Genomic DNA, 18,934 nt, shown 5'->3' on the forward strand with positions numbered 1-18,934 from the left:
GATGGAGGACCTATGAAACAGCTAGTTTTACCAATAAAAGACACTAATGTACTAAATGAAGTCAAAAATACCCTCTTACGAAATTTCAAATATGGTCGACGCAACTACACAATTTTTCAAACTGGCAAAGCAACACTTTTGCGTGTCTCCGATGTCATGTCTTTAAAATACAGTGATGTTTTTGATGACTACGATGAGCTGCGAAAGAATGCCTATATTCACGATAAGAAAACCGGTAAACCAAATACGTTATATTTGCGTCCAATTAAGCGTGACCTATTAATTTACCAAAAATGGTTGCTAGAGAATCATGTACAATCAGATTGGTTGTTTCCTTCAATGGAACGTCCCGAACGCCATGTGTCTGAAAAACAATTTTATAAGATCATGGCCAAAACTGGAGATTTGTTAAATATCAATTATTTGGGTACGCATACGATGCGAAAAACTGGAGCCTATCGTGTTTATATTCAGTCAAATTACAATATTGCTTTAGTAATGCGTTTGTTAAACCACAGTAGTCAGCAAATGACCCTTGCCTATTTGGGATTGGATCAGGAATCACGTGAACAGATGTTAGATCAGGTTGATTTTGGATAAAGTGAGACAAAACATGACTAATTTATAAGTATTAAAAAAATGACCGGTAACCTAATTTTAGGATTACCGGTCGTTTTGAGCTAAAATGAAAAATTTAAATTTCAAATCTACAATAACAGTCCTAGTTCAAAGTAATAATTAAAACTTTCCATTGAATATTCCATGTAATAAAAAAATAAACTAGTTGGAAGAGTTGAGAGTATTCATCTGCCGCGAAAGTGGCGTTATGGCTTTAGTCATTACACCACCGGGCGAGTTGGAGCCTTTCCGCTTTTTGGAAAGGCTTCAACCGAGGTTCGAGACCGTACTGTGGCTCGAACCGTACCGCGCAGCAGAATGAATACTCTCAGCTCTGGAAACGGCATACTTCAATAAAAAAAACCAACAAACTAATTTACTAGTGGAGTATAGCTTTCATATCTAGACATAATCAGTCTTCTATCTTTGGATAAAGCGAATGTAACTTTATGCGTGCATCTGCTGTTGTAAATTGCCAATCTATTGATAGATTCTTTTCATTACGTTCGCTACACCATGTTGTCACTTCTTGACGTAGTTGTTTGATTTCTGGAATACGCCGATTCAGACATTGACGACTCAACAAGTTCAAGCCAATTTCAGCTATATTTAACCAGCTCCCATGCTTGGGTGTGTAGTGTATTTCTAATTTACCAGCCAATCGACGAGCCTCTTTTGGCTCGAAACGTTGATATAGTGATCCTATTTTATGAATATTCAAATTATCCATTACTAAAATTATTTTATCGGCAGATGGGTACAGGTCATCCACCAACCATTTTATAACCTCCGCGAAATCGCGTGAGGTTCTGCGTTTTCGGACGTCCACATATTGTTTACCGGTTAATGGTTCAATCAAACTGATTATTGCGCAATACCCATTACGAGTGTATTCATAGTCAATTTTCTTGGGTTTCATTCTACGAGTTGGAAGTGGTTTGGAAACATCGCCGTGAAGTACATACGGCTTCTCATCCAAACAAACTAATGGTCGATTACTATCATATGGTAGGGCATATGTGTCTAGAACATCCTCCATGTGGGCAACGTATTCACCATCATCTGGCTTGGGGTTCGCCCAACTCTCTACTTGGTATGGTTTAATTTCATTTTTTTAAGCTTGCGTGCAATGGCATCACGCTTCACAGGATGTTCGAGTATAGTCGCTGACTTTTCTTCCAATAAGCTATATGACCATCTCGTGTAGCCTTCTGGAGCGGGGCCACAGGCTAACGCAATCAGTTTTGCCTCATCTTCTGCTGTTAATTTTTGGTTTGCGTGATCCGAATTACTATTACGTTTTATAGTGATGGCCTCATCGATACCGCCTTCGAAGAAAAGGTTGATGACGGCATAAACCACTCCAGTACTGCAACGATTCATCTTAGCCACTTCAATTCTAGTCATGATTTCACCATGAGATTCATCTAAGTCTAGCAATACTTGAATCCGACGTTTGACGGTTTTATTAAGACTTTTAGAATTCAAAAGATTTTTTAGACGAGTAACTTGATCATCAGAAAGAAAAATATGTTGTTTAACTGGTCTGTTATTCGATTTCATGAGGATTGTCCTTTTTGAATTGATTATATCGAAATACAGATATGAAAGCTACGCTCCACTAGTCTGTTGGTTTAACATTAATTTTGAACTAATTGATTTTGTTGAATCCAAGCGTTGGTACTGATACGGTACATTTTAACACCAGTTAATGGATTTACGGCACGTCGATCAGTGCTCCATTTGCTGTTAGCATTTACTGTATTACCAGTATAGTGACCGTTGTTGTCATAAATTTTAGCATTAGTTGTAGCTGTGACGCTAGCACCTGCTAGGAATGATGCCCAAGGTAGCGCGTCATTAGCTGAAACGAATCCATTGGTACTTACATGATAGAATGTACTACCGTTGATAATAGCAATCATATCAGAGATCCAGTCAGTACTTGGTGCTAGTTCCAAATCTGTTCGTCTATTACCATAGCGGTCGTATAGTGGTGTGACAACATTCTTTGTTGAAACTCCACCACGTAAATCAGCAGTAACGTAATTATCACGTTTGACATAATCGGCACTTGTCTTACCAGCATCGGCTACATCATATTTAGAAACGTTAGCGTAATCATTGTTGTTAGTTAAGAAGTATGAGTAAACGTCACTAGGATCATACTTGCTGTATGAAGCTTGGTCATTACCCATTTCTTGTGAAAAGTAAACCATACCGTTATTAGAAATACTTACACCAATTCCGACATAATTAATATAAGGATTGAGCATATTCTTTCTGTGACCAAAATTTGGTTCTGAATCATACATTTCGCTATAAAATTCGTGCGTAATCTTTTGTGCAATTGCAGCCGCATCAGTTGTACCAATCATTGAGAAAGGCATCTGAGCAATATTTTCTTCAGCGGTCAAATTGTAAGGATACATGTTAGTTGAATTCCAGCCAGCATGGTTATCAACGCCACCGGTACTTGTAAATGAATCTGTTCTAGCTTGAGCATAATTGTTCAAAACGCCTACAGATGTCAAAGCTGACAATCCATTTTGAGCTCTCAAACGGTTCAATTCTGACAACATGGCCATTTTAACTGAAGCAATATCAATATTGTTATAACTTGCTTGAGTATTTGCAACTGTTGAAGAATTAGAATTTGTAGTGTCATTGGTTGAAGTGGTAGTAACCGTCTTATTAGGGTCGACACTATCATTAGTGGCAGTGGCTACATCTGTATCACTACTAGAGTTGGTATTAGTCGTTGTTACTGTGGAAGCGTTATTGACGTTTGCAGTTGCATCGGCATACGCAATATTACCTCCCAAACTTGTAGCAAGAAGTGCACTTGCAGCTACTAAAATAGCTGCTCTCTTCGTTTTAGAAAACATGAATACTACTCCCCTTTTCAATGTGAACATAATGGTTATGTTTATTTTAACTCAATGGATGTATTAATAAAGTACTATTTATAATAAACATTTTATATTATTCCGGTAAATAAAGGAACTTTTCCACTTACTTAAGTATAACTTTCTTTGAAAAGGTTTGAAATAAATATTTTTCTTTTGGTTTGTGCCGCCGAAGACAGTAAGAAATGTAGCCGCTATGAGGACCGGCCCGAGCCACAGTACGGTCTCGGCCCTCGATTTGAAGCCTTGCAAGTTCAGCAAGTCTCCAAAGTCGCCCTGTGGTGTAAGTGCTAAAGCACTAACGCCACCTCCACAGCTGTCTACATTTCTTACTGCCTTCGGCTAGTTTATTCGTTGCTGTTATTTAATACGTTATTTGTAATTTATCCATCGATTATTTAATAAAATCAATTTATATCGCACTCATATTCATAATATTGAATTCCTATCTTTCAGTATTATTTCACAAGTGACTCCAAAATCAGCAGTCAATGTTCGATTGGTTATTATTAATTATGTAAAATAATACTAAAATCAAGTCCAAGAATAGCCGGAGGGCGTCAGTAATATAGTCATGCTATGCGGGTGGAGTTACGGCTTTAGCCGTTACACCACGGGACGAGTTTTGAGATTCGCGTACTTTGCGAAGCTCAAAATCGAGGTTCGAGACCGTCTTTTGGCTCGAGCCGGTCCCCATAGCTTGAACTATATTACTGACACCCGTAGGCGACAAAACAAAAATACCCTACGAATCTAACCCGTAAGGTATCAAAAAATTCTATTATGATTTGTCGAAGTCACGTATCCAGGCAAGTGCTAAGGCGCCTTTTCCTAAATGTACTCCGATAACTGGTCCAAAGTACGAACGCTCTAATGTGGCATCAGGATATCTTTCATGGACTTCATCAGCCCAACGGTCTCCTGCTTCTGGATCATCAGCATCTAAGACTAGTAGTCTCAAAGGATATGGACTGGCATCCACGGCCGCATTTAATTTCTCTTCTGCCTTTAACTTGGCTTTCTTCATTGAACGCACTTTATCGTAAGCAACGATTTTATGTGATTCATTGTCAAATTCCAATAAAGGTTTAATATTTAATACAGTACCAATTACAGCTGAAGTGTTTGATAATCTGCCGCCCTTAACTAAATTCTTCAAATCATCAACTACGAAAGTTTCGCCGATTGATGAACGTAGGGCATCTAAACGATCAATGATTTCATCTACTGGTTTGTTATCTTGTGCCATTCGTGCAGCTTCCTGAGCCAAATAACCCATTAAGCGAACGGTGATGTGCGAATCATAAACAACTACATTGATGTTGTCGATTGCTTGAGCAGCACTCTTAAGATTATTAACAAATCCAGAGATTGTACTTGCTAAATGAATTGAAATTACGGTATCATAGCCTTCTTTAGCCAGTTTATCGTATACCTTTAGCATTTCACCCATTGAGGGTTGAGCTGTTGAAGGTAATTCTGGTGATTTCTGTAGTAAATCATAGAATTCGGATGTAGTGATATCAATATCTTCACGATATGTTTTAGTATTAAATACTACCTCTATTGGCACAACTGTTATATTATATTTATCGACTGTTTCTTGTGGCAAATAAGATGTACTATCTGTAACAATGGCTATTTTCATAAATTTATCAATTCCTTGTTTGGTTACGTAAAATGTTTGGATAACCATTAGATTATATCATATTCACGCTATTTTATATTTGTTACATATTAAAAGTTTCAGAAATTATCGCTTAGTTTTAAGAAAGGAAGCAAAATATGTCTTTTGATGGAATGTTTACGCACGCTATGGTAAACGAATTAAATCAGAACCTCCGCGGTGGTCGTATTAGCAAAATCCAACAACCATTCGCCAATGAATTGATTCTTACAGTGAGAAGCAATCGTAAGAATCGTCAACTTTTATTGTCAGCACATCCCTCATATGCAAGAGTTCAAATAACGCAACAACCATTTGCCAACCCTGCTAAACCATCGACGTTTGTAATGTCTTTACGTAAGTATATTACTAGTGCAATCGTCGAGGATTTCAGACAATTAAATAATGACCGAGTCGTTTCAATCGACCTCTCAGCTAAAAATGAATTAGGAGATATTCACAGCTATACATTAGTTACCGAAATTATGGCTCGTCACAGCAATATCTTCTTGATCAATAAGGAAACTGGTAAAATTATTGATTTAATAAAACGAGTTTCACCAGAGAATAATAGTTTTCGTGGTTTGTTACCAGGTGACGATTATAAATTACCGCCCGCACAAAATAAAATCAATCCATTTTCAACAACTGGTGATGATTTAACTGGCATGTCAGCCGCTGATATTCGTCAAAAATACGAAGGTATCGGTTTAGACACATCAGCTGAGTTGGAACAGTATATTGCACAAGGCAATAGTTTCGATGATTTTCTCAAGAGTTATCAAGAGAATTTACATCCTAACGCTGCCAATAACAATAAGCATAAATTAGGATTCTTTCCAATTAGCTTTAGCAATACTACAACTGAGGTCAACGCCTATCCTTCACTTAGCGAGCTACTAGATAATTACTATCTTGATAAGGCTCGCCTTGACCGGATTGAACAGCAAACTAAGAGCGTGACCCACCGTTTGGGTATTATCTTGAAGAAGGATAAGTCTAAAGTTAAAAAGCTCAATCAACAGTTATCCGCTACTGATGTGATGGCTAAGTACAATCTCTATGGCGAACTATTAACGACTTATATGTCACAGATTAAGCATGGTTCAAGTTCGATTACTTTGACTAACTACTATAATAATGAAGAAGTGACGATCAAGTTAAATCCTGAGTACTCACCCTCACTTAATGCCCAAAGTTATTACAAGAAGTATCGTAAGTTACAAAATTCTATTCCTCATATCAAGGAACAACTAGAGATTACGACTAACGAGGTCAACTACTTAGAGTCAGTTCTAGCATCCCTTGAATACGTTGATATCGAGGATGTGGACGGAATCGTTGATGAGTTGATTGATTCTGGCTATATCAAGAAGAAGCGTAAGAACGCTCCTAAGAAACGTAAAAAGAAGATTGGTGAGGATTTCAAGTCAACTAATGGTGTTGAAATTACTGTTGGTAAGAACAACTTGGAAAATGATCAATTAACGATGAAATTAGCACAAAAGAATCACTACTGGTTCCATGTTAAGGATATTCCTGGTTCACACGTTATCTTAAAGACGAGTGATCCTGACGAACAATCAATTACTGAAGCTGCTACGATTGCTGCTTATTACTCTAAAGCACGTGATTCAAGTAAGGTTCCCGTTGATTACGTTCAAATCAAACATATTAGAAAGCCTAATGGCGCTAAACCTGGTTTTGTAATCTTTGAAGGACAAAAGACAATCCTAGTTGATCCTGACCGTAAATTAGTTGCTGATTTAAAAGAGGATTAAAAAAAAGTCACCTAACGGTGGCTTTTTTATTTTTCCTTCAAACGTAGTTCTTTAAGTTTCTCTTGAATCTCTTCTTTATCAAGTAACTTATAACGTTTGTCGTCAATTGTTAGTAGGTACTTCTCATCGAAGTTATCAAAAACCTTCTCCAACGATAAGTCATCGTCAATCTTATTACCTAGTAGTAATTTAACTAACGTATCAATCACATGAACTGAACTAGCAAGTTCGTGGCGGATAATATCATTCGTCATCCCCCGGTACTTCTTAGTTACTAGCCAGTGGTCATTACTCTTAACCATCTCAAAGTTAAAGATATCGACTTTATCATTATCTTCAAGTTCTTGCTTGATTAATTTGGAAATTTCCACACGGTCTTCTGCAGTCATGAAATTATTAACCGAACTGATTTCATACAAGTGATTATCACGTTTGCCACGATAAATAACCGACGGAGCTAAGAAATTGTTACCATCTGTTACGACCATAACCCTAACAGTTGTATCACCCTTCAATTCGATATTCTTAATCTCTTGGGCGCTGAATTGGAAGACACGGTCATCCCCAGTATCAATCAAATTCTTCGAGAGGTCAATGATATTAAGGACACTATCTTGTTCAATCAAGCCGAGACTCTTCATCTCCATATGGGGATCGTCTATCTCAACGACCTTTCGACGCATTGATAATGGTGCATTCCATGGTTCACGTCCAATGATAATAGGCTCAAGTCCATTTTGATCAATTGATTTAGCTAGTTGGAATAAAACGAACTGACGAATCATAATATCAGTTTTCGAAGTAATGATTGGCGTTCTAACGATAATCTTCTTTCTATCGCTCAACTCAAGTTCATTACTGATACCGCTAGTAACAAAGTAGTTGTGATTGATGTACTTGTTATTAGCAACTGACACGGCACGTTTATTCTTCACAACCGTTTTCGTGACAATATCATGACTATCAAGCAACAACTTACTGTGTCCAACACCTTTAACACCCATCTCAACCATGCGTTCAACATTCTTACCGTCAATTTCGCCTTCACGAATAATCAAGCTGTTATTGATGATATTTTGCAACGCATTTAGATATGGCACATTGACACCAGTAATCTCAGATAGCACAGGCATTTCAAATTTTCTACGTAAAGCTTCAGACAAGACATCCAGTATCCAGTTAGTTGGGTGAATGATTTTTTCAAAGAGTTCATCATCATCTAACTTGCGCAATTCATTGTAACGGTCAAAGTTATTGTTCAGCTTGTCATTTAAGGCGCCCTTGTTCAACACCTCTTCCAAACTAAAGCCATTGACCACAATACTAGAGTCAGATGTCTTGCTTGGTCCCAAGTATTTTTGACCAGGAGTCTTCCATTGAGGGAAGCGTGATGTTAAATGGTCTACATACGGCTCAGTCGCTCCGTTGAAGTAGTTTCCGGCATCTAACTGTAACTTGTCCAAGTGATAGCCTAAACAAAGCTGAGCCACAGCTGTCGCAATTGGATAACTTGTCGCATATTCCAAAAATTTGGTTTCCTCACTCAAACGCGGGATAAATTCCGTAATATACGATTCCTTAGTCGTATGGTTGTAAGCAAAGTGGACTGTACAAATACCAACGATATTAAATGCTCGAGCTAATTTGATTGAATAGTTACGCAATCGTTGTAATTTCGAATCGTTCAATGAAATAGCTGGCGAAATCAAATTTGAATCCAAATGATGAATACCAATTGGTTCAATATCTTCAATCGTTCCAATCAATGATGAATTATCATAACGATCACGTAAGATAGTAAATGAATATTCACTGAAGCCTCTGATACTACGTTCAATTTCAATCCGACTATCGGAGATATCTTCCATAGCCATAAAGTTATCTAGCTCAAATAAATTGTTGATATTCGTCCAGCCACTAGAATGACGGTTAGAATAACGTCTTCTAGCAATAATTGGAAAACCGATTGATCGAATAAAACTATAAATTTCCTTCTCATCATCGGAAGAAATGAACTTAATTACGGGCAAATTAGCCTTAGTCAATTTCTTGATAAATAGTTCACGCTTAAAAGTTGCCAGTGAAGCAGAAAAACTAGCTCCCAAAACTTTAGTAGTACCGATTTTACCATTTAAACTAGAAATAATTCCTAAGGCATTACGATCACCAACAGTTGGCAAAATAGCATCGGGATGATATTTCTGAATAAATTTCAAAACATTATCGCCAGTGACCTTCTCAACGACAGTTTTGTCATAAAAGACACCTGAAGATAGCAACGAAGTTGGGTCTTCTACGATGATAGATGTTTTGTAACCGAGTTGATGCAAAATATCGACTGTATCATAAAGAGCGGTAGAGAGATCAACGTTTTTGTCACTACTAGTAGGACCGATAATTAAAATAGTATGTACATCATCTAATTCCATTGATTTCTAGCTCCCTCTTGTTTCTTAACTGATTCAACTAAATCGATAAACTCATCGAAAACATAATAACCGTCAGTAGGTCCGGGTGCTGCTTCGGGTTCAAATAAGACACACATAATTGGCAAGTATTCGTGACGGATACCTTCGATTGTTCCATCAGCCACACAGACGTTAGTGACGATGAAATCAGAACCACCGATATACTTTTCATCTAAGGTATACGAATGATTGTGGTTAACAAAGTCAATTTTGCCACTGGCCACTTCTTTAACAGCCAACGATGATTCGTGGTGTGGTTCCTTCAAAGGTATAATCCGACAGTCGTTGGCTAGTGCAATCAACAGATTACCTAGGCCAATGCCAAGTAATGGATAACGCTTTTGCAAAATTTGAATTGTTTTAATAGTCTTAGGCAAATCTTCCGGATTACCAGGTCCATTTGAATAGATGATTCCGTCTGGATGCAAACTTTCAATTTCCTCAGCCGTAGAATTATAGTTGACGATAATTGAGTTGCAATCACGATATGATAATTGCCTTAAAATTGAATATTTTAGACCCAAGTCGACAATGACAATCTTCAAGCCCATATTGGGATTAGGATATGACTGTCTAGTTGAGACACGCTTTACCAAATCTGGTGGCAAAACTAGGGCTTTGATCTGGTCCATGGCATGCTCGTCATGAGTGTCCATGATACTTGCCTTCATCTCGCCGTGTTCTGCAATATGCTTAGCCAATGCACGAACATCGACATTTTTAATCCCTGGTATTTTAAGTCCGGTGATCCAGCTCTCAAAAGAGACTGAACCATCAACAGTTGATAAACTTGATGAACCAATAACTACACCTTTACACTGCGAGTTGATAGATTCATAAAAGTCGCGATTAATTCCTGAGTTACCAACAGAAGGAATCGTGAACGCCAAAATCTGGCCCTCAGTATCAGGGTCAGTGACGGATTGCTCAATTCCAGTACGATTATTTGATATTACCAACTGTCCCGTGGTAATGATAGAAGATCCAAAACCTTCACCAGGAAACACGGTCCCGTCTTCTAAAATTAAATAACGTTTCATTTCTAGCAACTCCTCAAAATAATTTATTCGATTTCGATTTTATCCTCGCCATCGATTTCTTTCATTGATACTTTAATTTTTTCTTTTTGAGAAGTGGGAATATTTTTACCGACAAAGTCAGCTCTAATAGGCAATTCACGGTGTCCGCGATCTACCAAGACTGCTAGAGAAATCTTTTTAGGACGACCGACGCTCATCAAAGCATCCATAGCAGCACGAATGGTTCTACCAGTATAGAGAACATCATCAGTTAAAATTACATGTTTATTATTTATATCGATATCTAATGGTTCCGCTTTTACAGTAGTCAAATCAGTTGCTTCATGATCATCACGATATGGAGTAATGTCTAATTCAGCCACTGGAATGCTAATATTTTCCAATTGCTTAAGACGTGATTCGATTCTGTGAGCTACAAAAACCCCTCTAGTTTTAATCCCTACCAATACAAGGTCATCAATTCCCTTGTTTCGCTCAATAATTTCATAAGTAATTCGGGTCAATGCACGAGTCATTGTTTGACCGTCAATAATTTCTTTAGCCATAATTTTCCTACTTTCAAAAAAGCACTCACAAAGTGAGTGCTTTTCATTTTTATAATCGCACACAATTCTATTTTTAGATTATAGCATGAGATTACGACTGTCAATGTCGTAATTTATCAAGCGTATCTAAGAAAACCTTAGGTGGTTCAACGGAAAACTCCATCCACTCGTTAGTCCGTGGATGCACGAAGCCTAATGTCTTGGCGTGTAGGAATTGTCCCTTACCTTGTAAGGTGTTCTTAGGTCCATATAAAGGATCACCCGCAACGGGATGACCGATATATTGCATATGAACTCTAATTTGGTGTGTTCGACCAGTTTCTAATTTTAATTTTAAGAGTGAATAGTTTTCAAATTGTTCCAGTACAGTGAAATGCGTCACGGCATGACGTCCACCTTCGACCACAGCCTGTTTCTTGCGGTCAAATTTAGAACGCCCTAATGGAGCATTTATCTTACCAGTTCTCTCTTTGAAATTGCCATGTACGATGGCTAGGTATTCACGAAGATTACTTTTTTCCTTCAATTGTTGCATCAAAGATTGTTTGGCTAAGTTATTCTTAGCAATCATCAGCAATCCAGAAGTATCTTTATCGATACGGTGGACGATCCCCGGACGAATTACATCGTCGTCATTGATTTGACAATGGTACAAAATTGCATTGACCAACGTCTTATCTGGATGTCCAGCCGCTGGATGAACAACCATCCCTTGTGGCTTGTTGACTACCAAGACATCGCTATCTTCATAGACCACATCGATTGGAATATTTTCCGGAATGGCTTTGATAGGCTCCTCTTCAGGAACATTGACTAAAATCTTGTCACCCTTAGTTAATTTGGCTCCTGTTTTACTAACTGGTGCCTCGTTGACTAGGACATTACCATCTTTGATAAATTTTTGAAGCTGAGAACGAGTCAAATCTTCAATCTGCTCATTCAAAAAAGCATCTAAACGAGCCTTTTTAGGTTCGTCGTATTCTAAGTTAAAGGACTTACTAATTATTTTTCTCACCTGCTACTTGGATAATCAATGACACGACAATCAAAATCACACCAATGGTGATATAAGTGTCGGCCAAATTAAAGATTGGGAAGTTCATAAAGTCTAAATTGAACATATCGACTACAAAACGCCTTGCAAAACGATCGATACCATTACCAACTGTCCCCGCTAATAAGAATATCAAAGAAAATCGATAAAGATACTCTTTTTTATCAGCTTTAACAAATAAATATATTAACACGACTACCGCAATAATTGTAACTAAATAGAAGAAAAGCATTTTTCCTTCTAACATACTCCACGCTGCACCAGTATTAGTGATGTGCGTAATAGACAATAATCCGGGAATAAAGTCGTGAACCGTCATCGGAACGATGTGGTTAGTTACATAATATTTGAGTCCTTGATCACCAGCAACTAAAACAACAAAGAGCAGCCAATAAATCAACTGCACTAGAACAATCCTCCGATAGTTCCCTCATTGTCGACATCCATACCTAAAGCAGCGGGCTTCTTTGGAAGTCCTGGCATAGTCATCACATTACCTGTTAATACAACAACGAATCCGGCACCAAGCTTTGGTACGATATCTGTTACATGTAAGGTAAAGTCAGTTGGGGAACCAAGGCGTTTAGGATCGTCACTCAAGGAATATTGAGTCTTAGCGATACAGACTGGCAAGTCATCCCAAGCTTGATCTTTCAAAATTTGTAATTGTTTGCGAGCCTTAGCGCTGTATTCAACGTTATTAGCACCATAGATTTCAGAAGCAATTGTCGCAATCTTGGCTTCAGTTGTTTCGCCATCTTCATAAAGACGTGTATAGCTTGCTTCTTTTTCAGTTGCTTTGATAACAGCCTTAGCTAAAGCTTGACCACCTTTACTACCATTGTGGTGGATTTCAGCTAATTCAACGTCAACGCCTACTTCGTCGCAGAGTGTTGTCAAAAGTTTGATTTCGTTATCAGTATCTGTATCAAACTTGTTGATAGCAACAACTACTGGAATGTGATAGTAACGCATATTATGAATGTGACGTTTCAAGTTCTTAAAGCCAAGATTCAAAGCGTTCAAATCTTCATTCTTAATATCATCTAGCTTTTGGCCACCGTTGTACTTCAAAGCACGAACAGTTGCTACAATAACGATAGCATTTGGAGCATGGTTAAGTCTTGGAGTAACGATATCCAAGAACTTCTCACCACCAAGGTCAGCCCCGAATCCAGCTTCAGTAACAGCGTAGTCACCTAACTTCATAGCTAATTTAGTAGCTAAGATACTGTTACATCCATGGGCGATGTTAGCGAATGGACCACCGTGGATAATAGCTGGTGTATTTTCTAGAGTTTGTACTAAATTAGGTTTCAAAGCATCCTTCAAAAGAACAGTAATTGCACCTTCAACACGCAAATCTCTAACAAAGATTGGTTTCTTGTCATATGTGTAGGCAATCAAGATACTTGAAATACGTTCCTTCAAGTCATCGATGTCTTGTGCTAAACAAAGTACAGCCATCAATTCACTAGCAACAGTAATTTCAAAGTGATCTTCACGAGGCACTGAACTAAATGGTCCACCTAATCCAATAACGATATTCCTCAATGAACGATCATTGATATCTAGGGCTCTCTTCCATGTAATGCGACGAGGGTCAATATTTAAGGCATTACCTTGGTGAATATGATTATCGATCAAAGCTGCCAAAGTGTTAACTGCACTTGTTAAGGCGTGCATATCACCTGTGAAATGCAGATTGATATCTTCCATAGGAACGACTTGGGCATAACCACCACCAGTGGCGCCACCTTTCATCCCCATAACTGGTCCTAATGATGGTTCACGAAGTGCTAGGACGGTCTTTTTACCAAGTGACTGTAAAGAATCTGCTAAACCGATAGCTACGGTTGATTTACCTTCACCAGCAGGAGTCGGATTGATAGAAGTAACTAGAATTAACTTTCCATCATCTTTCTCCATACTTTTAACAATGCTACGACCTGAGAACTTAGCCTTGTAATGACCATATGGTTCAATATCATCTGATGTCAAACCGATCTTACCAGCAATTTCGTTAATATTTTTCATCTTGTCATGCTCATTGATTTGAGCGATTTCGATATCACTTGGAAATGACATTGCTTTCACCTGCTTCTTTTTTTATTAGACTTAAAATCCCTTTTGTGGAAGTAATCCTAAATGGGAAGAAATCACGATTATTAAAATCGAATTCCATCGTCCATTTATTATTCGCTTTTATATTGACATCGGCGTGGTCAAACGTCCGCGTCTTGTAATAAGGTTCTTTGATGATTACCTGGTTCGCTGTTATGCTAACCCAAGAGTTAGTTATAATATAGAAAACGTAGATTCCATCAATGATCCAAATTAGAAAAGGAATAAAACTGAGCGTCATGAGCTCCAGTTGCAAAATGATTCCCAAACATGCGAGACTCAATGCAATTGACCACATAATGATTCCCCATGCGCCAGTTGGTTGAACTAAATGTTTCTTTGACATAATTTCTCCTGAAAGGTTCTAAAGAATATGATTAAATTGTACACCGACGCCGGATTAAATACTAATCTAAATCTTGGTGTTGTAGCGTTCGTTATAAAGCGTGATGAAAAAACTTATAAAGAGGCAATCCACCAAGATAACACCGATAACCACTATTTAGAATTTTTGGCATTAAAACTTGCCCTACAAAAGATTATAAACGAACAATGGAATAATGAGATAGTTTTAATACATTCAGATAGTCAAATTGTCATTGATAGTATTGATAAAAATTATTCAAAACACTATCAACCGATATTGGACGATATTTTAAAACAATTAGAACAGTTTCCAACCTACTTTGCCAAACACATTGCTGACAAGGATAATGGAGCGGCTCATGCCCTTGTTCACCAAAAAATGTTAAATATTAGAACACACGGTGACAAATAGTTTCTGAATTTCACAATCTGTGCTACTATAAAAGCGTTTTCAATTCAGATGAGGGGGTTTTCCTTATGTATTACGTTGTTATGAAAGATCGCGATATCCGTGATAACCTGGCTACCGAACAATATTTGATGAATAATGTGAAATTTGATGAACCTTTGGTTCTCTTTTATATTGAAAAACCATGTATTATCGTCGGCCGCAATCAAAATACGATTGAAGAAATTAATAGTGACTATATCAAGGACAATAATATTACCGTTACTCGCCGAATTTCCGGTGGTGGCGCAGTTTATCAAGACCTTGGTAATCTTTGTTTCAGTTTCGTAGTTGATTCAGACGATAAAAACTTTGGTGATTTCAAATCCTTTACCCAACCTATCATTGATGCCCTACACCAAATGGGTGCTACCACAGCCGAAGTATCTGGCCGTAATGACCTGTTAGTCGATGGCAAGAAGTTCTCTGGTAATGCAATGTACTCCAGAAATGGCAAGACATTCTCACACGGAACATTGTCACTTGATGTTGACCTTGATGTTTTGACAAAAGCTTTGCACGTCTCAAAGGATAAGATTGCTTCTAAAGGTATTAAATCTATCCGTAGTCGTGTAACTAACTTACGTCCATACTTGGCTCCTGAGTACCAAAATTTAACAACAGAAGAGTTCCGTGACCGTTTGTTATTAGAGTTATTCCACGCTAACAGTCTAGATGAAATTAAAGACCGTCAATATATTGTTTCTGCAGATCAACAAAAAGAAATCGATAAAATCAAAGAACAATATTATTACAATTGGGATTGGGTTTACGGTAAATCCCCTGCTTTCACTGCCAAACAACGTAAACACTTTGACATGGGAACTGTTGATGTTCGTTACAACATTGCTAATGGTAAAGTTGAGAACATTGAAATTTACGGTGACTTCTTTGGTATGAAAGATGTTAATGATATTAAAGAAAAATTGTTGAATGTTAAATTTGATCGTGATGAAATTTTAAAAGTTCTTGACCAATTTAATTTAGATGATTATTTCAAAGGTATCCCTAAGGAAGACCTAGGTAAATTATTCACTCCCTAACATAAATTTTTTGATACTAATTTTAGACAAAAAAATGAGCCGAGAAAATTTATTCTCGACCCATTTTTTATTTTTGGTATGATTATCTTTATTGAGGAGAAAAAAATGATTAATGAAATAGCTTTAAATCACGGAATTCAATTGATAGATGTTCACTCAACTGAATCCTTAAACGATGACGACCGTGCCATTTTAATTGAGAAATACAATTTAACTAATGAAATCTTGGATTATGCTGATGATGAAAATGAGCGGGCTCGTTTTGAATATGATGAAATCACCAACACTTATCTAATCGTCTATAACGTGCAGAATGAAAATGAACAGACACCTGATATGTCACAGCGTGTCTTACCTATCTCCTTTGCTATCAGAGAACAAAAGCTTTTTCTCTTCACCAACGATGCGACGCATTACATCAAGGATTATTTAATTTCAGCGAAGAATCATCTTAAACAAACGGATCAACATGAAGTTTGGGAATTCATCTTTAATACGCTCGACCAAATTTCCAGCGACTACAGTGACCAAATCAGTGAAGCTGACGTCCGTCGCAATCGTATCCAAACGTTAATCAAGAAACATCATTCTTCAGAAAAGCAGATTCTTGAACTAGCTGACCTAGAAGATTTAACCACTTATCTCAATACTGCTATCAATGGCAACCTTACCGTTGTAAAGCAGTTGGAATTAATATCTTCAGGTAATGTTCAAGATTTGCATTTGAATAAAACTTCTCGAGAACATTTACATGATTCTTTGATTGAAATTGAACAAATTAAGAATCAGGTTGACCTTAGTTCTGATATTATTGATCGAATTTCTAACACATACAATAATATTTTGAATAATAGAACAAATACGACCATGAAAGTACTGACAATTTACACAATTGTTCTCAGTATTCCCACGATCGTATCCGGATTTTACGGGATGAATATGAAATTACCCGTTGCTGACCAAGGTTGGTCATGGATTTTCTCATTAATCATCACAGTAGTCATTATTTTAGTAATTCTTTGGGACTTGCACCGACGCGATAGCCTCTAGTGTCTAGCCCAGTATTGATAAAGGTCAGTTCTGATTGAACCATTATAAAGCTTACGTTTCTTAGTAGCTTTGTGACCATAGTACTGTTCGAATTCTGTATCACTAGTTAGAATATATTTATTCCATGTGGGAGCGGTCGCAAAGACTTCTCCCATTTCTTTATACAATTTACGAACATTTTCCATATCACTCATACGTTGACCATAAGGTGGGTTGGTAATGATTGTACCGTAGTCCCCTTCAATCTTTAGATCCTTTACGGCAACTTGTTTAAAGTGAATATCATGCAAAACACCAGCATCATGAGCATTCAACTTAGCAACATCGATCATTGAGCCATCAATATCACTAGCAAAGATATCTAAGTCGATATCCTTAACGCCAGCCTTAGCTTCTTCCTTCAAATTAGTCAGAATCTTACCATCGAACCAATCGAAGTTTTCAAATGCAAAATGACGTTGGATTCCGGGGGCAATATTTTTAGCCAAACGTGCAGCTTCAATCGCAATTGTACCTGAACCAGTTGTTGGGTCCATGAATGGATCTTCTTCAGGATGCCAAACAGTTAATAGAATCATTGAAGCCGCAAAGTTTTCCTTCAAAGGAGCAGCACCGTGCTCAATACGGTAACCACGTTTGTAAAGTGATTCACCAGTTGTATCAAGTGTTATTTCGACAACATCCTTGTGAATTCTAGTTTCAATTTGGAAAGTTGCTCCAGTTTCAGGCAAACGACCACGACGCATAAAGACATCAGCCATCTTATTAACGATAGCTTTTTTAGTGATAGCTTGAATATCACGCTCTGAATGCAATTGTGACTTTACAGTTCTAGCCTTGATTGGGAAAGCAGCGTTTAAAGGCAACCAGTTATCCCATTGAATGGCATAAACTTTGTCAAATAGTTCTTCGAAAGTTGTAGCCTTAAAAGTACCAACTAGGATTTTGATACGATCAGCACTGCGTAACCATAGATTGGCCTTGGCAATATCTTCATATTCACCATCAAAGTAGACTTTTCCGTTTTCGGTCTTAGTCTCATATCCTAATTTTTGTAGTTCTTTTGCGGTTATCGATTCAAATCCGCTTGACATCGTTGCAATTAATTTCATATTGCCCTCTATTTTTTTATTATTTAAATTTTAGTTATCGATTTAATCTTTACACATAGGACTATTTGATAATTTGTTCTAAGCATTCATGTTAATTATACTTCAGTATCCAGAATGGAATGAACATAAAAACATTCGAATATTTTTTCATTCAATTATTACTGATTAATTAGTCGGAAGAGCTGGGAAATATTTGTGTGCCGTGGTTCGAGACCGCACTCCGGCTCGGACCGTTCCGCACAGCTTGAGAATATTTCCTAGCTCTGTAGACGGCAAACTAGCACAACATGTAATTTTTTGTATAAAAAAAGGACGAACAAGTCGTCCCTCTGCCTCGATAAACTCCTATAAGCCACGTTTTGTCCAAGTAATAGGTTGGCGACCTATCACCATAAGTAATCATCTATCTACAATTAAGCCTTCACAGTAGATTCAGTTCTCGTTGTGAAGCGCCCCTACCAAAGTTTGGGTTGCCCGCTTGCGGGGTTTACCTCGTTCCACCATTGCAATTTCTCACAATAATACGTCTCTGTGGCACTTTCAAGCTATTCACACATAGCTAAAGCCTTAGTGCTTTCGCTGCCGTTACCCGAAGGTACCTTGGCTTATTGGGCCAAGCACAAACACTGCAAGCATCTCAGCTCGCGCGGGCGTGGACTTTCCTCAGCCTAGATAACTAGACCGCGATTACTCGTAATTTACCGACTTGA

The 18,934-nt window shown here is 37.7% G+C and carries 17 protein-coding genes and 1 other RNA gene; 5 read left to right on the forward strand and 13 right to left on the reverse strand.

Annotation, left to right across the window (positions count from 1 at the left end; translation table 11 throughout):
• Nucleotides 1–12: 12 nt before the first annotated feature.
• Nucleotides 13–600, forward strand: coding sequence for a site-specific integrase (locus JP39_RS05695; protein WP_041501603.1), 588 nt, complete (start codon nt 13–15; stop codon nt 598–600).
• Nucleotides 601–1,030: 430 nt separating this feature from the next.
• On the opposite strand, the gene JP39_RS05700 is transcribed toward JP39_RS05695, so the two are convergent.
• The 4 genes from JP39_RS05700 to JP39_RS05715 all read right to left on the reverse strand — a co-directional run bounded on the left by JP39_RS05700 (nt 1,031) and on the right by JP39_RS05715 (nt 5,175).
• Entirely contained in the window at nt 1,031–1,723 is a 693-nt protein-coding gene (locus JP39_RS05700) for an IS630 family transposase (protein ID WP_137619794.1), read from the reverse strand.
• Nucleotides 1,705–2,181, reverse strand: coding sequence for a helix-turn-helix domain-containing protein (locus JP39_RS05705; protein WP_041501689.1), 477 nt, complete (start codon nt 2,179–2,181; stop codon nt 1,705–1,707). The genes JP39_RS05700 and JP39_RS05705 overlap by 19 nt, the downstream gene beginning before the upstream one ends.
• Nucleotides 2,182–2,258: 77 nt before the next feature.
• Nucleotides 2,259–3,506, reverse strand: a complete 1,248-nt coding sequence (locus tag JP39_RS05710) for a CAP domain-containing protein (protein ID WP_041501085.1) — start codon at nt 3,504–3,506, stop codon at nt 2,259–2,261.
• Between the two features lie 802 nt (nt 3,507–4,308).
• Nucleotides 4,309–5,175 carry a DegV family protein gene (locus JP39_RS05715; protein WP_041501103.1) on the reverse strand — a complete coding sequence of 289 codons (867 nt, stop codon included), beginning with the start codon at nt 5,173–5,175 and terminating at the stop codon, nt 4,309–4,311.
• A 137-nt stretch (nt 5,176–5,312) separates the two neighbouring features.
• Here JP39_RS05715 and JP39_RS05720 point away from each other — a divergent pair, with 137 nt between their 5' ends.
• Nucleotides 5,313–6,974, forward strand: a complete 1,662-nt coding sequence (locus JP39_RS05720; RefSeq protein ID WP_041501086.1) for an Rqc2 family fibronectin-binding protein — start codon at nt 5,313–5,315, stop codon at nt 6,972–6,974.
• Nucleotides 6,975–7,000: 26 nt separating this feature from the next.
• On the opposite strand, the gene JP39_RS05725 is transcribed toward JP39_RS05720, so the two are convergent.
• From JP39_RS05725 to JP39_RS05755, 7 genes are all read right to left on the reverse strand, one after another.
• A complete protein-coding gene (locus JP39_RS05725) occupies nt 7,001–9,403 on the reverse strand; it encodes an ATP-binding protein (protein ID WP_041501087.1) in 2,403 nt (800 codons plus the stop codon).
• On the reverse strand, nt 9,394–10,482 hold the full coding sequence (locus JP39_RS05730; RefSeq protein WP_041501088.1) for a carbamoyl phosphate synthase small subunit: 1,089 nt from the start codon (nt 10,480–10,482) through the stop codon (nt 9,394–9,396). The genes JP39_RS05725 and JP39_RS05730 overlap by 10 nt, the downstream gene beginning before the upstream one ends.
• 23 nt (nt 10,483–10,505) lie before the next feature.
• Complete coding sequence (gene pyrR, locus JP39_RS05735; protein WP_041501089.1) at nt 10,506–11,027, reverse strand: bifunctional pyr operon transcriptional regulator/uracil phosphoribosyltransferase PyrR; 522 nt, start codon at nt 11,025–11,027, stop codon at nt 10,506–10,508.
• Nucleotides 11,028–11,127: 100 nt separating this feature from the next.
• Nucleotides 11,128–12,030 carry an RluA family pseudouridine synthase gene (locus JP39_RS05740; RefSeq protein ID WP_041501105.1) on the reverse strand — a complete coding sequence of 301 codons (903 nt, stop codon included), beginning with the start codon at nt 12,028–12,030 and terminating at the stop codon, nt 11,128–11,130.
• Nucleotides 12,026–12,487: a signal peptidase II gene (gene lspA, locus JP39_RS05745; RefSeq protein ID WP_041501090.1), complete on the reverse strand. Its 462-nt coding sequence runs from the start codon at nt 12,485–12,487 to the stop codon at nt 12,026–12,028. The genes JP39_RS05740 and lspA overlap by 5 nt, the downstream gene beginning before the upstream one ends.
• Complete coding sequence (locus tag JP39_RS05750) at nt 12,487–14,169, reverse strand: formate--tetrahydrofolate ligase (RefSeq protein ID WP_041501091.1); 1,683 nt, start codon at nt 14,167–14,169, stop codon at nt 12,487–12,489. The genes lspA and JP39_RS05750 overlap by 1 nt, the downstream gene beginning before the upstream one ends.
• Nucleotides 14,153–14,551 carry an EbsA family protein gene (locus tag JP39_RS05755; RefSeq protein ID WP_041501092.1) on the reverse strand — a complete coding sequence of 133 codons (399 nt, stop codon included), beginning with the start codon at nt 14,549–14,551 and terminating at the stop codon, nt 14,153–14,155. Before JP39_RS05755 ends, JP39_RS05750 begins: the two co-directional genes overlap by 17 nt.
• Before the next feature lie 27 nt (nt 14,552–14,578).
• On the opposite strand from JP39_RS05755, the gene JP39_RS05760 reads away from it, so the two are divergent.
• From JP39_RS05760 to JP39_RS05770, 3 genes are all read left to right on the forward strand, one after another.
• Nucleotides 14,579–14,983: a reverse transcriptase-like protein gene (locus tag JP39_RS05760; RefSeq protein WP_041501093.1), complete on the forward strand. Its 405-nt coding sequence runs from the start codon at nt 14,579–14,581 to the stop codon at nt 14,981–14,983.
• Between the two features lie 65 nt (nt 14,984–15,048).
• Complete coding sequence (lplA, locus tag JP39_RS05765; protein ID WP_041501094.1) at nt 15,049–16,062, forward strand: lipoate--protein ligase; 1,014 nt, start codon at nt 15,049–15,051, stop codon at nt 16,060–16,062.
• A gap of 105 nt (nt 16,063–16,167) precedes the next feature.
• Entirely contained in the window at nt 16,168–17,112 is a 945-nt protein-coding gene (locus JP39_RS05770) for a magnesium transporter CorA family protein (RefSeq protein WP_041501095.1), read from the forward strand.
• Here JP39_RS05770 and JP39_RS05775 read toward each other — a convergent pair.
• Both JP39_RS05775 and rnpB read right to left on the reverse strand, forming a co-directional pair.
• A complete protein-coding gene (locus JP39_RS05775) occupies nt 17,109–18,224 on the reverse strand; it encodes a THUMP domain-containing class I SAM-dependent RNA methyltransferase (protein WP_041501096.1) in 1,116 nt (371 codons plus the stop codon). The two genes, JP39_RS05770 and JP39_RS05775, sit on opposite strands and share 4 nt — an antisense overlap.
• A 343-nt stretch (nt 18,225–18,567) precedes the next feature.
• An RNA gene (gene rnpB / locus JP39_RS12475) (RNase P RNA component class B) lies at nt 18,568–18,923 on the reverse strand.
• Between the last annotated feature and the right edge of the window lie 11 nt (nt 18,924–18,934).

It is taken from the genome of Companilactobacillus heilongjiangensis (assembly GCF_000831645.3).
Lineage (GTDB): Bacteria > Bacillota > Bacilli > Lactobacillales > Lactobacillaceae > Companilactobacillus > Companilactobacillus heilongjiangensis.